21 protein-coding genes are annotated in these 18,381 nt (G+C 38.3%); 13 read left to right on the top strand and 8 right to left on the bottom strand.

All coding sequences use genetic code 11. From position 1 onward, the window contains the following. Positions 1 to 254 precede the first annotated feature (254 nt). A complete protein-coding gene (gene spoVAD, locus MJY40_RS08600) occupies positions 255 to 1,289 on the top strand; it encodes a stage V sporulation protein AD (RefSeq protein WP_317853835.1) in 1,035 nt (344 codons plus the stop codon). Continuing rightward, the gene (gene spoVAE, locus MJY40_RS08595; protein ID WP_317853834.1) at positions 1,286 to 1,642 is read left to right on the top strand and encodes a stage V sporulation protein AE; all 357 of its coding nucleotides are present in this window, start codon (positions 1,286 to 1,288) and stop codon (positions 1,640 to 1,642) included. Before spoVAD ends, spoVAE begins: the two co-directional genes overlap by 4 nt. A gap of 67 nt (positions 1,643 to 1,709) precedes the next feature. Here spoVAE and spoVAC read toward each other — a convergent pair whose 3' ends face one another. The 4 genes from spoVAC to MJY40_RS08575 form a co-directional block, all read right to left on the bottom strand. Then, positions 1,710 to 2,147, bottom strand: a complete 438-nt coding sequence (gene spoVAC, locus MJY40_RS08590; RefSeq protein WP_317853833.1) for a stage V sporulation protein AC — start codon at positions 2,145 to 2,147, stop codon at positions 1,710 to 1,712. 12 nt (positions 2,148 to 2,159) lie between these two features. Beyond that, positions 2,160 to 2,585, bottom strand: a complete 426-nt coding sequence (locus tag MJY40_RS08585) for a stage V sporulation protein AB (RefSeq protein WP_317853832.1) — start codon at positions 2,583 to 2,585, stop codon at positions 2,160 to 2,162. Next, positions 2,582 to 3,202, bottom strand: a complete 621-nt coding sequence (locus MJY40_RS08580) for a stage V sporulation protein AA (RefSeq protein WP_317853831.1) — start codon at positions 3,200 to 3,202, stop codon at positions 2,582 to 2,584. The genes MJY40_RS08585 and MJY40_RS08580 overlap by 4 nt, the downstream gene beginning before the upstream one ends. A gap of 653 nt (positions 3,203 to 3,855) precedes the next feature. Further along, complete coding sequence (locus MJY40_RS08575) at positions 3,856 to 4,653, bottom strand: undecaprenyl-diphosphate phosphatase (protein WP_317853830.1); 798 nt, start codon at positions 4,651 to 4,653, stop codon at positions 3,856 to 3,858. A gap of 355 nt (positions 4,654 to 5,008) precedes the next feature. Between MJY40_RS08575 and MJY40_RS08570 the strand changes: the two genes are divergently transcribed. The 5 genes from MJY40_RS08570 (at position 5,009) to MJY40_RS08550 (ending at position 8,882) form a co-directional block, all read left to right on the top strand. Then, positions 5,009 to 6,634, top strand: a complete 1,626-nt coding sequence (locus MJY40_RS08570) for a DEAD/DEAH box helicase (RefSeq protein WP_317853829.1) — start codon at positions 5,009 to 5,011, stop codon at positions 6,632 to 6,634. A gap of 406 nt (positions 6,635 to 7,040) precedes the next feature. Continuing rightward, on the top strand, positions 7,041 to 7,292 hold the full coding sequence (locus MJY40_RS08565; RefSeq protein WP_317853828.1) for a spore coat associated protein CotJA: 252 nt from the start codon (positions 7,041 to 7,043) through the stop codon (positions 7,290 to 7,292). Further along, positions 7,292 to 7,669 (top strand): spore coat protein CotJB, encoded by a 378-nt coding sequence (locus tag MJY40_RS08560; RefSeq protein ID WP_317853827.1) that lies wholly within the window; start codon positions 7,292 to 7,294, stop codon positions 7,667 to 7,669. Before MJY40_RS08565 ends, MJY40_RS08560 begins: the two co-directional genes overlap by 1 nt. Further along, entirely contained in the window at positions 7,670 to 8,263 is a 594-nt protein-coding gene (locus MJY40_RS08555) for a manganese catalase family protein (protein ID WP_317853826.1), read from the top strand. Positions 8,264 to 8,438: 175 nt separating this feature from the next. After that, positions 8,439 to 8,882: a deoxycytidylate deaminase gene (locus MJY40_RS08550; RefSeq protein ID WP_317853825.1), complete on the top strand. Its 444-nt coding sequence runs from the start codon at positions 8,439 to 8,441 to the stop codon at positions 8,880 to 8,882. 53 nt (positions 8,883 to 8,935) lie between these two features. On the opposite strand, the gene MJY40_RS08545 is transcribed toward MJY40_RS08550, so the two are convergent. Beyond that, the gene (locus MJY40_RS08545; protein ID WP_317853824.1) at positions 8,936 to 9,700 is read right to left on the bottom strand and encodes a 3'-5' exonuclease; all 765 of its coding nucleotides are present in this window, start codon (positions 9,698 to 9,700) and stop codon (positions 8,936 to 8,938) included. Positions 9,701 to 9,916: 216 nt separating this feature from the next. Between MJY40_RS08545 and MJY40_RS08540 the strand changes: the two genes are divergently transcribed. Beyond that, positions 9,917 to 10,168, top strand: a complete 252-nt coding sequence (locus tag MJY40_RS08540; RefSeq protein WP_317853823.1) for a hypothetical protein — start codon at positions 9,917 to 9,919, stop codon at positions 10,166 to 10,168. A gap of 47 nt (positions 10,169 to 10,215) precedes the next feature. Here MJY40_RS08540 and MJY40_RS08535 read toward each other — a convergent pair whose 3' ends face one another. The 3 genes from MJY40_RS08535 to MJY40_RS08525 form a co-directional block, all read right to left on the bottom strand. Beyond that, on the bottom strand, positions 10,216 to 11,520 hold the full coding sequence (locus MJY40_RS08535) for an MATE family efflux transporter (protein ID WP_317853822.1): 1,305 nt from the start codon (positions 11,518 to 11,520) through the stop codon (positions 10,216 to 10,218). Positions 11,521 to 11,533: 13 nt separating this feature from the next. Then, positions 11,534 to 11,938, bottom strand: a complete 405-nt coding sequence (locus tag MJY40_RS08530; RefSeq protein ID WP_317853821.1) for a (deoxy)nucleoside triphosphate pyrophosphohydrolase — start codon at positions 11,936 to 11,938, stop codon at positions 11,534 to 11,536. A gap of 223 nt (positions 11,939 to 12,161) precedes the next feature. Continuing rightward, a complete protein-coding gene (locus MJY40_RS08525; protein WP_317853820.1) occupies positions 12,162 to 12,455 on the bottom strand; it encodes a hypothetical protein in 294 nt (97 codons plus the stop codon). A 554-nt stretch (positions 12,456 to 13,009) separates the two neighbouring features. Between MJY40_RS08525 and aroF the strand changes: the two genes are divergently transcribed. The 5 genes from aroF (at position 13,010) to aroC (ending at position 18,368) form a co-directional block, all read left to right on the top strand. Further along, complete coding sequence (gene aroF, locus MJY40_RS08520; protein ID WP_317853819.1) at positions 13,010 to 14,023, top strand: 3-deoxy-7-phosphoheptulonate synthase; 1,014 nt, start codon at positions 13,010 to 13,012, stop codon at positions 14,021 to 14,023. Positions 14,024 to 14,097: 74 nt separating this feature from the next. Next, on the top strand, positions 14,098 to 14,946 hold the full coding sequence (locus MJY40_RS08515; protein ID WP_317853818.1) for a prephenate dehydrogenase: 849 nt from the start codon (positions 14,098 to 14,100) through the stop codon (positions 14,944 to 14,946). 6 nt (positions 14,947 to 14,952) lie between these two features. Further along, the gene (aroB, locus tag MJY40_RS08510; RefSeq protein ID WP_317853817.1) at positions 14,953 to 16,017 is read left to right on the top strand and encodes a 3-dehydroquinate synthase; all 1,065 of its coding nucleotides are present in this window, start codon (positions 14,953 to 14,955) and stop codon (positions 16,015 to 16,017) included. Between the two features lies 1 nt (position 16,018). Beyond that, positions 16,019 to 17,287 (top strand): 3-phosphoshikimate 1-carboxyvinyltransferase, encoded by a 1,269-nt coding sequence (gene aroA / locus MJY40_RS08505; RefSeq protein WP_317853816.1) that lies wholly within the window; start codon positions 16,019 to 16,021, stop codon positions 17,285 to 17,287. Next, positions 17,277 to 18,368, top strand: coding sequence for a chorismate synthase (gene aroC / locus MJY40_RS08500; protein WP_317853815.1), 1,092 nt, complete (start codon positions 17,277 to 17,279; stop codon positions 18,366 to 18,368). Before aroA ends, aroC begins: the two co-directional genes overlap by 11 nt. Positions 18,369 to 18,381 lie beyond the last annotated feature (13 nt).

Raw genomic sequence — 18,381 nt, 5'->3', positions numbered from 1 at the left:
GGACGCAATCCCCTACAAGCATATACCAACGCACTGTCATTCTGAGGAGAGTTTCGCAGTGACGAAGAATCCTTGGTTTTGCGGTCGATTCATGAATCGCCCCTACAAGTGTAATGTATTTAAGGTTTTGATTTTTGTAGGGAGCGATGCCCTCATCGCTCCGCAACTACACATTATATAAACAATCTTTATCTACAATTTCATAAAATCTCAAAAACCACACATACTAATCAAAACAAATCAGGAGGTTTTCTATGGCATATAAAAAAATTGGAAAACAAACGGTAGGTCTGTCTGAAGGTGTGCGTATTGTATCTGCTGCTTCTACAGTCGGCAAAAAAGAAGGTGAAGGTCCACTTGGGAAACACTTCGACTGTGTGGTGGAAGATGGCATGTTTGGCGAAGCCAGTTGGGAATTGGCAGAAAGTAAGTTTGTACAAGAAAATATGGCGTTGGCAGTGCAAAAAGCAGGACTTTCTATGGAGGATATGGACTATATCTTTGCAGGGGATTTGCTGAATCAATGTACTGCAACCACCTTTGGTGTTATGGATTTTCAGGTGCCACACTTTGGTATTTTTGGTGCTTGTTCTACTATGGGTGAAGGTATGGGTCTGGGTGCTATGCTTGTGGATGGTGGTTTTGCAAATTATATTTTGGTGGGTGCATCCAGTCATTTCTGTGGAGCAGAAAAACAGTTCCGATTTCCACTTCTATTGGGTGACCAAAGAACACCAACAACCACTTGGACTGTCACAGGTGATGGAGCAGTGGTTTTAGGCAAAACAGGTGATTATCCTATAATTACAGAGGTTACAACAGGTAAAATTACAGATATGGGTATCACAGATGCCAATAATATGGGTGCAGCAATGGCACCAGCAGCAGCCAATGTTTTGTTGGCACATTTCAGGGATACAGGTAGAACACCAGCAGATTATGACGTGATTGCAACAGGAGATTTGGGTATTGTAGGTAAAAAACTTCTGGTGGACTTGATGAAACAAGAGGGTTATACATTAGGGAATGCATATACCGATTGTGGCGTTGAAATCTTTGATGCACACACACAAGATACCCATTGTGGTGGCAGTGGATGTGCTTGTTCAGCAACCACATTTTGTGCATATTTCTATCCACAATTGGCAAGGGGTGACATTGGACGTATGCTATTTATTCCAACAGGTGCTTTGCTTAGTCCAACTTCATCTGGTCAGAAACAAAACATTCCATCCATTGCACATGGTGTGGTCATTGAAAGCCATTTGAGAAAGGAGAATTTGCGATGATACTATTTCTAAAAGCCTTTGTAGTAGGTGGTTTGATTTGTGTTCTGGGTCAAATTTTGATGGATAAAACCAAGTTGACGTCTGCCAGAATTTTGGTTGGTTTTGTATGCTTGGGGTGCTTGCTTGGCGGTTTGGGCATCTATCAACCACTGGAAGAATTTGCAGGAGCAGGTGCAACAGTTCCACTGACAGGATTTGGTTTTCGTTTGGCAGAAGGGGTTATGAAAGAAGTGGATTCTGCTGGCATTTTAGGTGTTTTGACAGGCGGTATGAAAGCAGCAGCAGGTGGCATTTCAGTTGTGGTTGCAGCAGCATTCATTGTAGGACTCGTTGCAAATCCAAAAGAAAAATAATATGTTCTAATATGTATGGGTGGCGTTATGGTCACCCTTTTTATCAAATTGTGTGGTCACCCGTTTCTTATCCAATAAAATAATACATCAAACCAATAATCATAGAAGATAAGGTTCCATATACAATGACTGGACCAGCCAAAAGGAACATTTTCGCAGCCATACCAAGTACATAACCTTCTTTCTTGAATTCGATTGCAGGAGATACCACAGAGTTTGCAAAGCCTGTAATGGGAACAATGGTACCAGCACCACAAACCTTTCCAAGCTTTTCATAAATACCAAGACCTGTCAAAATGGCAGATGCAACAATCAAAATGGCAGATACCAAAAGGGCAGTTTCGTCAGCGGTAAAGGATTTTTCCAACCAAATGATGAGCAATTGACCAATACCACAAATGAACCCACCAGAAAAGAAAGCCTTCAAACAATTGGTGAAAATGGGGCTATTGGGGGATGCTTGTTCCACCATTTTGCTATATTCTTGATTTTTGTTTTGTTTCATAAAAACCTCCTTCTAGGGGATGAAAAATCCACCTTGTAAAAAATATAAAAGGGAACCAAACATTTTGCCAATGGTGAATGCAAGCAATAAATAGGGTAACCCAATGGTGAGATGGGTGCGTCGAAATAAAATAGGCATGACATTCAACACTTCGGATAAAGAAACTGCCAAAACACCAATAAATGTGCCAATACAAATGGCAAACACAGCAACCAAAAGTGGAATTGCTGGCAAATGATAGGAAACGAAACTGGCAACTGCACCAAACAATCCACCAAGTACAATAACATCTTCATAAAATCGAATGTAGTTCTTGGTTTTGGAACGAAAAGCCATCCTTGGCACCAATCCAATGGCAGCAATAAAGGCAAATACACCAGCAGAAACAATGGCACCAGAAGCAAATCCTGCAAATGCCAAAACAATGGATTTCATCATGGTTTCTTTCCTTTCTTAGATGCAAGATTGTCCATGATACAGGCGTTTGCATCGGTTTCGTATGTGGTCATTTCGATTTCAATGGGTGTTGGATCGTCTGTAATGGAAAATTTAGAAAAATGATTGAAAAATAAAATAACACCAACACCCAAACCAATGGAATAGGGGATGGATAAAATGGCTGGCACTTCTGTAACTGTAACACCAAAAAACATTTCATAGTAGTTGAGAAAAATTTGAGGCAATTGACCATCTGTTTGGAAACACATGATTGTGGTTGCAGCACCTGTAAACAACACCAAGGATACAAAGGCAACTTTGCATAGTTCAAATATTTTGTTGGTTTTCTTTGGTTTGACGTGGTATTCTAGCAAAATTGCAGCACCACCAAGGTTGTGGATGGTTGCATTTGGATATTTCTGGTGAATGGCTTTGATGATATCCACAATGGAAAGTAGATAGGTGGCATCTTCGTCTTTTGCAATGCAGAATACTGCCAATTCTTGCATAGAAATATTTGGTTTTCCAGTTACAAATACTTCACCCAAATCACTTAAAAACACAATTTTTTTTGTAACCACCTGTATTTTTTCATCTAGATGCAAATATATCTCCATAAAACCTCCAAAATAAATGATATTGAATGTTGTAGGGAACAGTCTTGACTGTTCCGTTTCTTGACTGTTTATGACGGCAAGAGCAAGCCCCAGCCCTACAATTGTAGCACATTCATGCTTTCGCTTTTGTACGGGTGGATTCCACATCCACCCGTATGTTTTTTCGGGCGATTCGTGAATCGCCCCTACAACAGCGTACTTGCATTTCGTGGCGGTTTATTAGGGGATGTCGGGGACGCCATCCCCTACAAAAACCCACAATAACATTTTGAAACCAGTAATCAAAAGGTGAGGGGCTTGTCACTCACGGTCTAATCGTAGGGTTTACACCGCCACATAGCTTACTTTCGGGGGTGATTTTCAAGAGGGGTCGAGCTAGACCCATCTTGAACCGTGCTCCACGCTTCGGAAGTAGTGGCAGCTTTTGTTACTTTTCACTGTTGAAAAGTAAGGTCTAAAAGGCTCTAATATTTGAAAAAATTATAGACTCAAATTCTTGCTACTCAACTACCTACTTCATTACACATTATATAAATAACCTTCAAACAGAAAGTGTGGTGCTATCCACATCACATTTGAGCAAAAAAATAACACCCATACCAAAGTATAGATGTTATTATGTACAATTTATTTGATTTTATGAATGATTTACATTATTGTACAATCATATGCAAGAAGAATTGATCCACCAACAAAACAATACCCAAAATGAATACATAATAGGAGAAATACTTCAACTTACCACGTTTGATGATGTTGACCATGGCACGAATTGCAAAATAACCAGACACAGCAGCTGCCAAAAACCCAACAACCATAGGCATAATACCAATGCTGTCACCCAAAGCAACTTCACCAGTGATGACATCTTTCAGCATCAAAACCATAGCACCCAAAATAGCAGGAATAGACAACAAGAAAGAAAAACGAGCAGCACTTTCACGATCCATACCACGAGAAAGGCAAGCACTGATGGTCATACCAGAACGTGACACAGCAGGCAAAATTGCAAGACCTTGACAAGTACCTACAATAAATGCATCTGGATTGGACATACGAGAAATTCTTTTTCTACCACTACGACAACTGTCTGCGTATAATAGAATACAACCTGTGAAAATGAAGTTAAACCCAATGAATTTGCCAGCACCAAAGATGGCATCAAAGGTATCATTGAATAGCAAAGCAATGATCACTGTTGGAATGGTACCAAAAATCAAAAGCATGGTGGTGCGTTGAATTGGCTTTTTGATCAAAGTCCAAATGTCTTCCCAGTAGTAGATGAAAACAGCCACCAAAGTTGCAACATGAAGCAAAATGGTAAAGAATTGTGTACCTTCTGTAATGCCAAATAGGTTTTGGAATAACACCAAATGACCAGAACTGCTGACAGGTAAAAACTCTGTAAGCCCTTGAATTAAGCCCAAAATAAGAGCGTGAATGATATCCATATACAAAAAACCTCCAAAATTCTTAAGTAATTCTTACTTAGTTAACAATTTATTATATAACAAGAAGATAATACTTGCAATTGTTATTTTTACCTGTTATTATATATTTTGCGGCTTTCATAGGAAAGCTTAGGTAGTGCTTGAAAAGGATATTTTCGGAAGTAGTAAGTGACTTCCATGGATAGTGTATGCAAATGAAAATATGGATATACTAAAATGGCATGAAACAATGCCAAAGCGCAGGCACAAAAGTTGAATAGATCGAATGAAAACAAAGAGATTTTCTCATGGCAAGCTGGTTCCTTTTTTGTGGTTTTCTTCGATTTTTACAGAAAGATGAGAGGAAAAGAAAAAAATGGAAACTTCAAGATTTGAGGAAATGAACTTATCCGCTGAAATTTGTAGAGCGGTACTGGATATGGGGTTTGAAGAAGCAACTCCAATCCAATCCCAAGCGATTCGTTTGGTAAAAGAAGGCAAAGATGTTTTGGGTCAATCTCAAACAGGTACTGGTAAAACAGCAGCTTTTGGTATCCCATGTTTGGAAATGATGGATCCAGAAGATAGACGCACACAAGCGTTGATTCTTTGTCCAACACGTGAATTGGCTATCCAAGTCAGTGAAGAATTTAGAAAATTGTTGAAATATAAATCTGATGTACGTGTTTTGCCTGTGTATGGTGGTCAACCAATCGATAGACAAATCATGGCACTTAGAAAAGGTGTACAAGTGGTGATTGGTACACCAGGACGTGTTATGGATCATATGCGTCGTAGAACATTGAAATTGGAAAACTTGAAAATGATGATTTTGGACGAAGCAGATGAAATGCTTGACATGGGCTTTAGAGAAGATATCGAATCTATCTTGGTAAAAGTTCCAGAAAATCACCAAACATTGTTGTTCTCTGCAACTTTGTCTCCAGCAATCATGGATATTACAAGACGTTTCCAAAACGATCCAGAATTCATCAAAATTGTGCGTAAAGAACTCACTGTTCCAAATATCGAACAAGCATACTTTGATGTAAAAGAAAAAACAAAACTTGATGCGCTCACACGTATCATTGATGTATACGATCCAAAATTGGCTATGGTTTTCTGTAATACAAAGAAAAGAGTAGACGATTTGGTGGAAATGTTGCAAGGACGTGGCTATTTTGCAGAAGGTTTGCATGGTGACTTGAAACAACAACAACGTGATAAAGTTATGCAAAAATTCAGAAATGGTACCATTGAAATCTTGGTTGCAACAGATGTTGCTGCTCGTGGTATCGACGTAGATGATATTGATGTGGTGTTCAACTATGATGTGCCACAAGATGAAGAATATTATGTACATCGTATTGGTAGAACAGGTAGAGCTGGTAAAACTGGTAAAGCCTTTACATTCTGCGTGGGTAAAGAAATTTATAAATTGCGTGATATCATGCGTTATATCAAAACAAAAATTCCACAACAAAAATTGCCAACTCTCAGCGATGTAGAAGAAATGAAAACCAACTTGTTCTTGGAAAAAATCAAAGACATCATTCAAGAAGGTCAAATGACAAAATACATCCATTTGGTGGATCGTTTGATGGAAGAAGACTATACTTCCATTGACATTGCAGCAGCTTTGCTCAAAAATCACTTGGCTGATGTCAATGTAGATGAATTGGATGTTTTGGATGATATCAACTTGGGTGGTACAGAACATTACGGTGCTGGTGGTGGCAAAATGGTACGTTTGTTCATCAATGCAGGTAAGAAAAATAAAGTGCGTACAAAAGATATCGTAGGTGCAATTGCAAATGAAGCAGGCGTTCCTGGTAAAGTTTTGGGTGCTATTGATTTGTATGATGATTATTCTTTCGTAGATGTTCCAAATGAATTTGTAAAAGATATTTTGCTTGGTATGAAAAATGCAAAAATCAAAAACAAAAAAGTACACTTGGAAATTGCAAAAAAAGACAAGGGTACAAAAGGGAGCAAACGATAAGAAAAAAAGAAATTGATTGTAACACCTCAAGGGATGATTCCTTTGGGGTGTTTTTTTGTGAAAAGGTGTAGGAGAAATTTTGAAAATCGAAAAATAATTATAAGGGCAATACTGCATAACCCAGATTGCAAAATTTGCGAGCAGATTTTTCGTCGGAATTGTTGGAAAACGGAGGCGATATCGGAAATATCGTCGAGTATTTTGGCACTTATGGCAGGGAAATAAACCATAATGGTTGTGATATAGGGCTGTGCAGCGTTGCCTAAGCATTGTCATTCTGAATGAAATGAAGAATCTTATCTTTTCCAATCATAAACATAGCATATATTTGGTTGTAAATAAAATAACGCACCATATTGAAATCTTGCCATATTCTAGTATGGTAATGAGAAATAAGGAGGGTTTTATGATGAAAGAAATGAGCAATCAATTTTCAGATGCCTATTACACATCACAACAAAGAAATATGACACAGACTGCAAATGATGCAACTGTATTTCCAAGTGATTTGCCATTGGCACAAGCGTATATTCCAATGCAACCATACGAAACACCAAAAGACGGAGAACAAGCCCTTGTTTGTGGCACTGTCTTTTCCAATCTTGTAGTTCCATACTGTGCAGGCTGGCATTTGGAACAATATAAGGAGGAATATTGATGATGAGAACATATCCAGAATACAACAATAGACCCACAAGACCCAATAGACCAACCAGACCAGGAAATGGAAATGGTTCTGGAAATGGAAGTATGAACCAAGAAGAAATGTTCCAAAAGTTGATGGAGTTGGACTTTATTTCTTTGGATATTGCATTGTTCCTCAATTCCCATCCAACAGAAACAGAAGCCATTTCTGCATACAATCAAGTGGTGACAGCAGCAGACACATTGCGTTTGCAATACGAAGAAATGTATGGACCACTTTGTTCCTTTAGAAGCTATGCAGCAGATGCCAATAATTGGAGTTGGGAAAAGGACCCATGGCCTTGGCAAAAAAGTGCAAATCCATCTCTTAGTGGAAAGGAGTGTATGTAAATGTGGATTTACGAAAAGAAATTGGAATTCCCTGTGAATATCAAAACACCCAATGCAAGACTTGCAAAATTGATGCTTGAGCAATACGGTGGTGCTGATGGCGAACTTGGAGCCTCTCTTAGATATTTGAGCCAAAAATTCACTATGGTCACACCAGAAGCAAAGGCAATGCTCAATGACATCGGTACAGAAGAATTGGCACATGGTGAAATGATGTCTACTATCTTCCATCAATTGACTCAAGGATTGACCAAAGATCAAATTATAGATGCTGGATTGGATGCATACTATGTTGCACATGGTTTGGGCGTATTCCCTTGTTCAGCAGCAGGTACACCATTTACAGCAACCTATTTCCAATCCAAAGGTGACCCCATCACAGATTTGTATGAAGATATGGCAGCAGAACAAAAAGCTCGTAGCACATATGAATATTTGATTGATTTGACAGATGATCCAGATGTGTTGGCACCACTTCGCTTCCTTCGAGAACGTGAAGTTGTGCATTTCCAAAGATTCGGTGAAGCTCTTGATATCGCAAGGGACTACCTCAATCAGCAAAGATATTTCTATGACATGAAAACTTGCAAATAACACCAATAGGCGGAGCATATCCGCCTTTTTTATATATGAAAATGCTTCTTTTTTATGTTTTGTAAATAGTTCTTGCAAAGCCAATCTCTTTTGGGCTATACTATAAAAACAAGAGGAACTTTAGATATCGAATAATAGAAAAAACATAGTAGAATCAATGGTTAGGAGGATTTATATGCGTGCCAGTTGGGATGAATATTTTATGGAAATAGCAGAAATAGTAAAAACAAGATCTACTTGTTTGCGTAGACAAGTAGGTGCTGTCATAGTGAAGGACAACCGTATTTTGACAACAGGATACAATGGTGCACCATCAGGCTTGAAACACTGTACAGAATTGGGTGGGTGTGAAAGACAACGTTTGGGGATTCCTTCAGGAGAACGTCATGAGTTGTGTAGAGCGTTACATGCAGAACAAAATGCCATTATACAAGCAGCAAAATTAGGTAATACCACAGAAGGTGCAACCATTTATATCACACTGCAACCATGTGTTATTTGTGCCAAAATGCTCATCAATGCAGGTATTACAAGAATTGTACATAAGGGTGAATACCCAGATGTTTTGTCACGTAGCATCTTAGAAGAAGCAGGGATTGAAATCAAAGTTATGGAATAAAAAGAATGGAGCAGTCATCTTAGGTGGCTACTCCATTTTTATCTGGCGATATTTTATTTTTTACGTTTTACAACAGAAGCATCAAATGCATGTGCACGTCCAAGAACATATGCCATTTTGATGAGTTTACGTTCTTCAGCAGTCAATTCACGCTCCATAACATCAGAAACATGTTGCAACAGAGCTGGTGTATTGGTTTTTGGTGCTTTTGTGGTATTCACCAATAAAGTCAATGGTCTGAAGTGAGAAGGTGTAATTTCTTCTGGGTGCACCAAAGCAAACACCTTAGCGGTATATATGGCATCACACAAAGCGTTGTGGAATGGAATATCTGTTTCGATTTCCAATTCAACAGTTGCATTTTTCAAACCGATTGCTTTGCCTTTTTCATGTTTGAGGAAGGTGCTTGCATGGGTTTGCACATTGATATATTTTTGTGTGATTTGGTCAGGATCTAATTTATGGTGTAGAATGTTACGGAACAGAGCTTTGATATCATCATTGCCCCAAGTACAAAGAATCGCATCTTTTGTACCAATAAAATTTGTAAAATCAGCATAAACCGATTTGAAAGAAGCTTTATCAGCAAGTTGGTCTGCCTTGATACCTGTAATTTTTTCTACATAAGGATGTAATCTAGGATAAATTTCTGGTTTGATGAAAGCATCAAATTCTTCTATGATTTCAAATGCTTCATTCAATTTGACAGCACCAATTTGGATGATTTCAAAAGGGCATTGTGGAAGTGGAGGCACAACGCTTCCGTTTTTGAATGGATATGATTGATTGAATTCCAAATCGAGTACAATGTAATACATGAAAGCGCCTCCTATACATAAGATTATTTACAAAATAGTATATAAATTGATACACTATTTATTCAGTATACAACAAAAACATGTTTTTGTGAAGGCTTGTATAAAAAAATCTTGTAACTATATCTGGATGATGATAAAATAAAAATAACATAATGTATGAAATGGTTTCCATATATTCCAATAGGATAAATACATGGAAATAGTAGGAGGATAGATATGAAATTATATTTTTCAGAAGAACAAAAAGCAAAAGAACTACATAAAATTTATTTGGAAGAAGACGATTTGACCTTAGAAGCAGAATATGCAGAAGGTGATGGTAAACAATTCACCCTTTCTGGAATTGCAACCATTGAAGGGGAACGTTACCATGAATTTGAAGTGGTTTTTGAATTGGAGAAAGAAGTAGAGCAGGATTTGGAACAAATTATGAGTACAGATTGGGATTGGTACGATTTCAATTTTTAAAAAGAAAAGCATCCTCTAGTATACAAGCTAGAAGATGCTTTTTTGTGTTATAGGCTAAATTTACGTGATTTGCGTTTGACCAATACACAAGCCAACACAGCCAAGCAAAATTGTGTCAATGGATAAGCAGCCCAAATGCCAACCAAATCCCATTTCATTGGCAAGAAATAAAGGAATAGTGGTGTAAACACAAAGGGTTCTGCATATACCAAAATGGAAGCATAGGTACCTTCATCCAGTGCATAAAAATAAGCTGAAAAAATACGAGCCACAGCAATGAATGGTACAGCAAATACAAGAAGAGCCATTGCAGGGATTGCTTCTGTTGCAGTTTCATGTGCCATACCATAAAAAACAGGGAAATCATAACGGAAATGGTACAAAGAAAACATAAAAATCACACAAAGCACACCAGACCAAAGAAAAGCCTTTTGCAATACAGTGGAAATTTGCTTTTCTTCACCAGCACCTTTGCAATAACTCAAAATGGGTTGAATCCCATCTGCCAAACCTTGCATCAAACTATACACCACATATGAAGCATAGGATGCAATGGTATACACTGCAACGCCAGCATTGCCACCATAAGCCAAAGCTTGCCAATTGGTGAATACAATGACAAAAGCAGGTGTTACCGTCAAACCAAATGGAGAAATACCAATGGTTGCAATGTGTTTGCAGATTTTTTGATCCAATGTAAGCCATGAAGGTTTGAATCCTTCTTTGTAAATGGTATAAAACGCAATGAAGGAAACAATGGCTTGTCCAATACAAGTTGCAATGGCAATCCCATCAATGTTCATATGGAAATGATATAGGAACACATAATTCAAAATCAAATTGACCACAAGTCCTACAATCATCATATTCATAGCAAGCACTGGTTTGCCAAGATTTTTGATGATTGGAGACAAACCTGCACCCATAATTTGGAAAAATGCACCAAAGGTAATGACCCGCATATAGCCATAACCATATTCATATAAAATACCTTCAGCACCCAAAAGATGAAGGAGTTTTGAACTGAAACAATAGTATAGGATGGTAAACAGTATAGAAGCACCCAAAAGCAATAAAATGGTATTGCCAATTGTTTTGTTTGCATCTTCTTCTTTACCAGCACCCTTTTTCAAAGAAAGGACAATTGCACCACCAGTACCAATTCCAACACCTAATGAGGAAATGACACAGAGCAGTGGCCAGGCAATATTAATGGCAGCCAAACCATCATCACCCATTACTTGTCCAATGAAAAAACCATCGGCAATTCCATAAAAACCAAGCAAAACCATAGTCAGCATAGATGGGATTACATATTTTTTAAATTCTTGTTGCATGTTGATTGGTTGCATAAATTCTCCTCAATTATTGTGCATCGGTGTTGTACAATCCGTTTTTGTACAAATACTCCATAATATCAATGTCAGCGGGACAGAAGGTGTATTTTGGAATATCTTCCACAGGAATCCAACGCAGATCTGCATGTTCCAATTGTTGCAATTCCCCTTCTATAACATGTCCACGATACAAAACCAATTCAATGGTCATATCTGGATATTCGTGTATTTGGCTGGTGCGATATTCATCAATTGCAATTTCAACACCCAATTCTTCCATACATTCACGTTTCAACGCCACTTCATCTGTTTCTCCAGCTTCCACTTTGCCACCAACAAATTCCCAAAGCAAACCACGTGTTTTGTGTGGTGGACGTTGGCAAATCAAAAAACGATTTTCTTCACAAAGCATTGCTGCTACAACTCTAACCATAAAAGCCTCCTAGTAAAAAATAATGTTGCCAAATAGCTGTTGATGATGGGTTTCATATCCAACATTCAAATTTAAAATAACCAATTCAAGATAACCAGACTTAATTATATTACTGCGACGTAGGGAATGCATTGTATGCATTTCGTTTTCTATACGCATAAAATATGCACTCTACAATGAATTGCAACAGAGTACAAAAGCCTGTGTATCTTTCACTAGAATGTTAAAAATATCCATATTCACACAGATTCTCAAAACATTGGTTCACTTCTTCATCATCAAACAAAGAAGAAAATGCACCAGAAGTAATCAGAGCTTCCATAGACAATGCCAATTGTTTCTTTTTGGCAAGCAACTGGAAATCTTCAGAAACACCATTTCGTTTTAAGACACGTTTGGCAGTTTGCACACCACCAAATTTTTCGATATCAGTAATCATTTTTTGTGAGCGATACCCACAGATCAAAGTGGATTTTTGTAAATGTGCAATCCATTGTTTTGCAAATTTTTGTTCCATAAATAAGCCTTCTTTCTATAAATTTTCAAGAGATAGAGATACTATAACGGATAAGATTGTACATGTCAACACACGGACATAAATAGTGAGTTAATTATATGTAAAATACCCAAAAGTGTCTATATTACAAGGAATTTTGTCAACGAAATGAAATTTGTCCACAGTAGCAAAACAAAGGTTTTCTCTGTAAAGAACGTGTTAAGATTCAAGAAAAAGGAAAATATTCAAAAATAATGCTTTACAGATTGATTTCTTTGTGTTAGTATATGAAAAAATACAAATCAGACATCGAGTAGAGAGGTAGCTTACCATGAATCAGATTTCAGTAACTACAACTACATATTGGTTTTACTTTAGCCGTGTTTTCAGAAATTCAAAGAGAATTTTACTGTAAGAGAAGACGGTTTGTTTGATTGTTTTTTCTTAATGAAGGCTTACTTAGGACCTCACAGTGGAATTCGCTGTGGGGTCTTTTTTATATCATAGCTCAAGTTAAGGATGTATCTAAATTGAAATTCATATAAAAGAGAAGCATATTAGAGGAGGATAACAAAATGGTAGTATTATTGAAAAGCGGTACAAAAGCAGAGCAAATTGAAAACTTGAAATCTTGGTTACAAGGCATGAATATTGGTACATATATTTCTGAAGGTACAAGCCATACAATTATCGGTTTGGTGGGTGACACATCTATGGTAGACATGGATTTGCTTCGTTCTTTGGATATTGTAGAAAATGTACAAAGAATCCAAGAACCTTTCAAAAATGCAAATAGAAAATTCCATAACGAAGACTTGGTTGTAGATATCAATGGTATCAAAATTGGTGGTGGCAATTTCCAAATCATTGCAGGACCTTGTTCTGTAGAATCCAGAGAACAAATCATTGAAGTTGCTGGACGTGTAAAAGCTGCTGGTGCAAACTTGCTTCGTGGTGGTGCTTTCAAACCTAGAACTTCTCCATATGCATTCCAAGGTATGGGTAGCGATGGTTTGGATTTGTTGATGGAAGCAAAAAAAGAAACAGGAATGCCAATTGTAACAGAAATCATGAATGCAGTGCATTTGCCACTTTTTGAAAATGTAGATGTGATCCAAGTTGGTGCTAGAAATATGCAAAACTTTGAAATGCTCAAAGAACTTGGCAAAACAGATAAAGTCATCCTTCTCAAAAGAGGCTTGGCAAACACAATTGATGAATGGTTGATGAGTGCAGAATACATTATGGCTGGTGGTAATCAAAACATCATTCTTTGTGAAAGAGGGATTCGTACATTTGAAACCAGAACTAGAAATACATTGGACTTGGGTGCAATTCCAGTGGTGAAAAAATTGACTCATCTTCCAATTGTTGTGGATCCAAGTCATGCTTTGGGTTACTCCTACATGGTAGAACCAATGGCAATTGCTGCAACTGCTGCTGGTGCTGATGGTTTGATGATTGAAGTGCACAACAATCCAGCAAAAGCACTTTGCGATGGTCCACAATCCTTGACACCAGATGCTTTCGATGAATTGTCAAAAGCGGTATATGCAGTTCGTCCATTTGCAGCAAAATACGAATATTAATCAATAGAAGCAGAGAATTGTAGGGGCGACCCTGTGTGGTCGCCCGAGTATATATAGAAGAAAGAGGTGACACCATGAAGGTTGGTGTAATTGGTTTGGGGCTCATTGGTGGTTCCATGGCAAAAGCAATCAAAGAAAAAACAGATCATCAAGTGTTTGCTTGGGATATGTCAGATAAAATTAGAAGCAATGCAAAGTTAGTGGGTGCTGTAGATGGTATTCTGGAAGAAGGCAATCCAACTGATTGCGATTTGACCATCATTGCAATTTACCCTGGCGCAACTGTGGCATATATTGAAAAATATGCAAAGGATTTCAAAAAAGGTAGTGTGGTTGTGGACTGTGCTGGTGTCAAACAATTGGTTTGTGATGCAGTGGAGCCCATTGCCAAAGAAAATGGATTCCTATTCTGTGGAGCACATCCAATGGCTGGTTTGGAGAGAAGTGGATTCACCTATTCCACAGCAGATTTGTTCAATGGTGCCAGCATGGTTTTGACACCTTATACAGGAACAGATATTGCACCTATGAATGATTTGAGCATCTTCTTCAAAAAACTTGGTTTTGCAAGAATGCAAGTGGCAACACCAAAGGAACATGACCAAATGATTGCCTATACTTCACAATTGGCGCATGTGGTTTCCAGTGCATACATCAAAAGCTCTTTGTCTCCAAATTTCAAAGGATTTTCTGCTGGTAGTTTCCATGATATGACAAGGGTTGCAAAAATGAACGAAACCATGTGGACAGAATTGTTCCTAGCAAATAGCGAGTTGTTGGCAGATGAAATTGATGAATTGGTGACCAGACTCCAAAGATTTAGTAATGTCATTCGTGACAAACACGATGTGAAATTGAAAGCAATGTTGAAAGATGGTAAAGAAAAACGTTTGGCTGTAGATGAAATCAAAGAATTTGAGTGAGGTAATATGATGAAAACGGTGACTGTCAAAACAGCAAAAGAATACGATATTTTGATTGGAAAAGGCTTGTTGCAAACCTTGGGTCAGGAACTGAAAAAAAGGATTTCCAACTGCAAAATAGCCTTGATTACAGATAGCACCGTTGTAAAATTATATGGTGCAGGAGCAATTGCTTCTATAGAAGAAGCGGGATTTGAAATATGTCAGTTTACATTTCCAGCAGGTGAAGGTTCCAAAAACATCCAAACACTTTCAGAAATTTTAGAATTCTTGGCAGAAGAAGAAATCACCAGACATGATGTGGTGGTTGCCCTTGGTGGTGGTGTTGTTGGGGATATGGCTGGTTTTGCAGCAGCAGTATACCAACGTGGTATGGATTTTGTACAAGTGCCTACAACCTTATTGGCATCTGTGGATTCTTCTGTAGGTGGCAAAACAGCAATTGACTTGGTGGGTGGTAAAAACATGGCTGGTGCCTTCCATCAACCTATTTTGGTATTGTGTGATACCAATGCATTGCAATCTTTGCCCAAAACCACTTTTTCTGATGGTGTGGCAGAAATGCTGAAAGCGGGTGTTATTTCAGAACCGGAGTTGTTCCAAAGAATGGCAAAAGGCAATTATATGGAAGAATTGGAAGAACTTATTGAAATCTGTGTTTCCATGAAACGAGATGTGGTGATGCGTGATGAGTTTGATCATGGAGAACGTCAACTTTTGAATTTGGGACATACTTTAGGACATTCCATTGAAAAACTAAGCAATTTCACCATTTCCCATGGACATGCAGTGGCAATTGGATTGCATCTCATTACACAAATTGCAGAATCCAAAGGCATTGCAGAAGCTGGTTTATCCAAAACCATAAAAGAAGCATTGATTGCAAATGACTTACCCTATGAAGTGGATATGACAACAGAAGCCATTGCAAAGGGTGCCTATATGGATAAAAAACGAAAAGGCAAAACCATTAACTTTGTCATTCCAGAAACAATTGGACATTGCATCATAGAAAAAATAGCAATCGAAGAAATTGAACCAATGTTACAAAAAGCAAGAGTGGAGGTATGATATGAACGTTCAAATTGGAAAAGGTATGTTGACAGGCAATGTGGATGTCATATCTTCCAAATCCCATGCACATCGTTTGTTGATTGGTGCAGCACTTGCAAAAGAAGCATCTACCATTGTGGTCAACGGTTGGTCTGATGATATGGAAGTCACCAAAAACTGTTTGAATGCATTGGGTGCACATATTGTCAAAGAAGGCAATCGAGTTGCAATTGAACCCATCAAAGAAGCTGCAAAAGTGGCAGTTCTGGACTGTGGTGAAAGTGGCTCTACACTCAGATTTTTAATTCCATTGGTATCTGCTCTTGGTTGTCATGTGGTTGTGGAAGGTCGTGGCAGATTGCCTGAACGTCCACTGGATGTATTGCTTGTGGAGTTGCGTAAAAAAGGTGTTGCTGTGGAAGAAAATCATTTACCACTGGAAATTTCAGGACAATTGGAAAGTGGTATCTTCACATTGCCAGCAAATGTCAGTTCACAATTCATCACAGGTTTGCTCTTTGCATTACCCATTTTAGATGGTGATAGTGAAATTCATTTGACCACAGAAATGGAATCCAGAGGGTATATCAACATGACTTTAGAAGCATTGGAGACCTTTGGTATTATTATAGAAGAAACAGACTATGGTTTCTTTGTAAAAGGAAATCAAACATATAGTGCAAAGGAAGAAATCTTTGTAGAAGGTGACTGGTCTGGTGCAGCATTTTGGTGTGTGGCAGGCGGTTGTGGTAAAGAAATTCTTTGTACAGGATTGAAACAAGATTCCACACAAGGGGATATGGAAATTCTTTCTTTGATGGAAGCATTTGGTGCTACAGTTACTTGGGAAGAAGTTGGTGTTCATATTTCACCAAATCTAGATGGCTTGCAAGCAATTGACATTGATGCCAGACAAATTCCGGATTTGGTACCTATTTTATGTGTGGCAGCAGCAACAGCAGAAGGCACAACAAAGGTTTACAATGCAGGCAGACTGCGTATCAAAGAAAGCGATCGTTTGCAAGCAATGGCAGATGGACTGAGCAAAATGGGTGTGTCTGTAGAAGAAAAAGAAGAAGAAATTTACATCACAGGTAGAGTGAATCCACCAAATGCAGTGGTGCATGTAGATGGATATAACGACCATAGAATTGTAATGGCATTGGCAGTTGCAGCTACAGTGCTTCATGTACCCATTATCATTGAAGGTGCAGAAGCAGTTGCAAAATCCTATCCAAACTTCTTCAGCGAATTTGTCAAATTAGGAGGTGTAGCAGATGTCATCTAGCATTGGTGATGCAGTGAAAATCAGCATTTTTGGTCAATCACATTCAGAAGCCATTGGTGTGATCATAGAAGGACTTCCAGTAGGAGAATCTATTGATTTGGAAGTGGCACAAGCATTCTTGGATCGTAGAGCACCAGGTAAAAATGCATATTCTACACCTAGAAAAGAAGCAGATCAGGTACGTGTGCTTTCTGGTTTATTTGAAGGAAAAACATGTGGTGTGCCTATTTGTGCTATCATAGAAAATACAAATACACGCTCCAAAGATTATTCAGAATTGAAAATCAAACCAAGACCAGCACATGCAGATTTCACAGCAGAAGTGAAATACAAAGGTTTCCAAGATTATAGAGGTGGAGGCCATTTCTCAGGACGTTTGACAGCTCCACTTTGCTTTGCAGGTGCAGTGTGTATGCAAATATTGGAAAGACGTGGCATTCATACAGGTGGTCATATTTTCGCAATTGGTGGTAAAAAAGATATTCCATTTGATGATATATGTATCACAAAAGAAAATTTGCAGCAAGTGATTCAAAAAGAATTTCCAGTACAAGATGATGCAGCTGGTGAAGCTATGAGAGAGACAATTGCATCTGCCAGAGCAGAAGGCGATTCTGTTGGTGGTATTGTGGAATGTGCAACCATTGGCTTGCCTGTTGGCATTGGAGAACCGATGTTTGATGGATTGGAAAGTAAATTGTCACAAATTTTATTTGCAATTCCAGCAGTAAAGGGTGTAGAATTTGGTGAAGGCTTTGGTGTAGCAGAATTTTGGGGCTCTGAAAATAACGATTCTTTTTATATGGAAGATGAAAAAGTCAAAACCAGAACCAATCATCATGGTGGTAGTCTTGGAGGGATTTCCAGTGGTATGCCATTGACGGTGCGTGTGGCATTCAAGCCAACGCCATCCATTAGCAAAGCACAAGAAACCATAGATTTGAAAATAAAAAACAAAACAACATTGGAAGTCAAAGGTAGACACGATCCTTGTATTGTACCAAGAGCAGTGCCGTGTGTAGAAGCGGCAGTTGCAATTGGTTTATTGGATTTGTACTGTATGGCAAATAGGGGTATGTGATTAGGAGGAAATA

Origin of the sequence: Chakrabartyella piscis, from assembly GCA_030067835.1 — a bacterium.
Lineage (GTDB): Bacteria > Bacillota > Clostridia > Lachnospirales > Anaerotignaceae > Chakrabartyella > Chakrabartyella piscis.
Note: the sequence above shows the minus strand (reverse complement) of the source record. Positions and strands in the feature narration are given on the sequence as shown.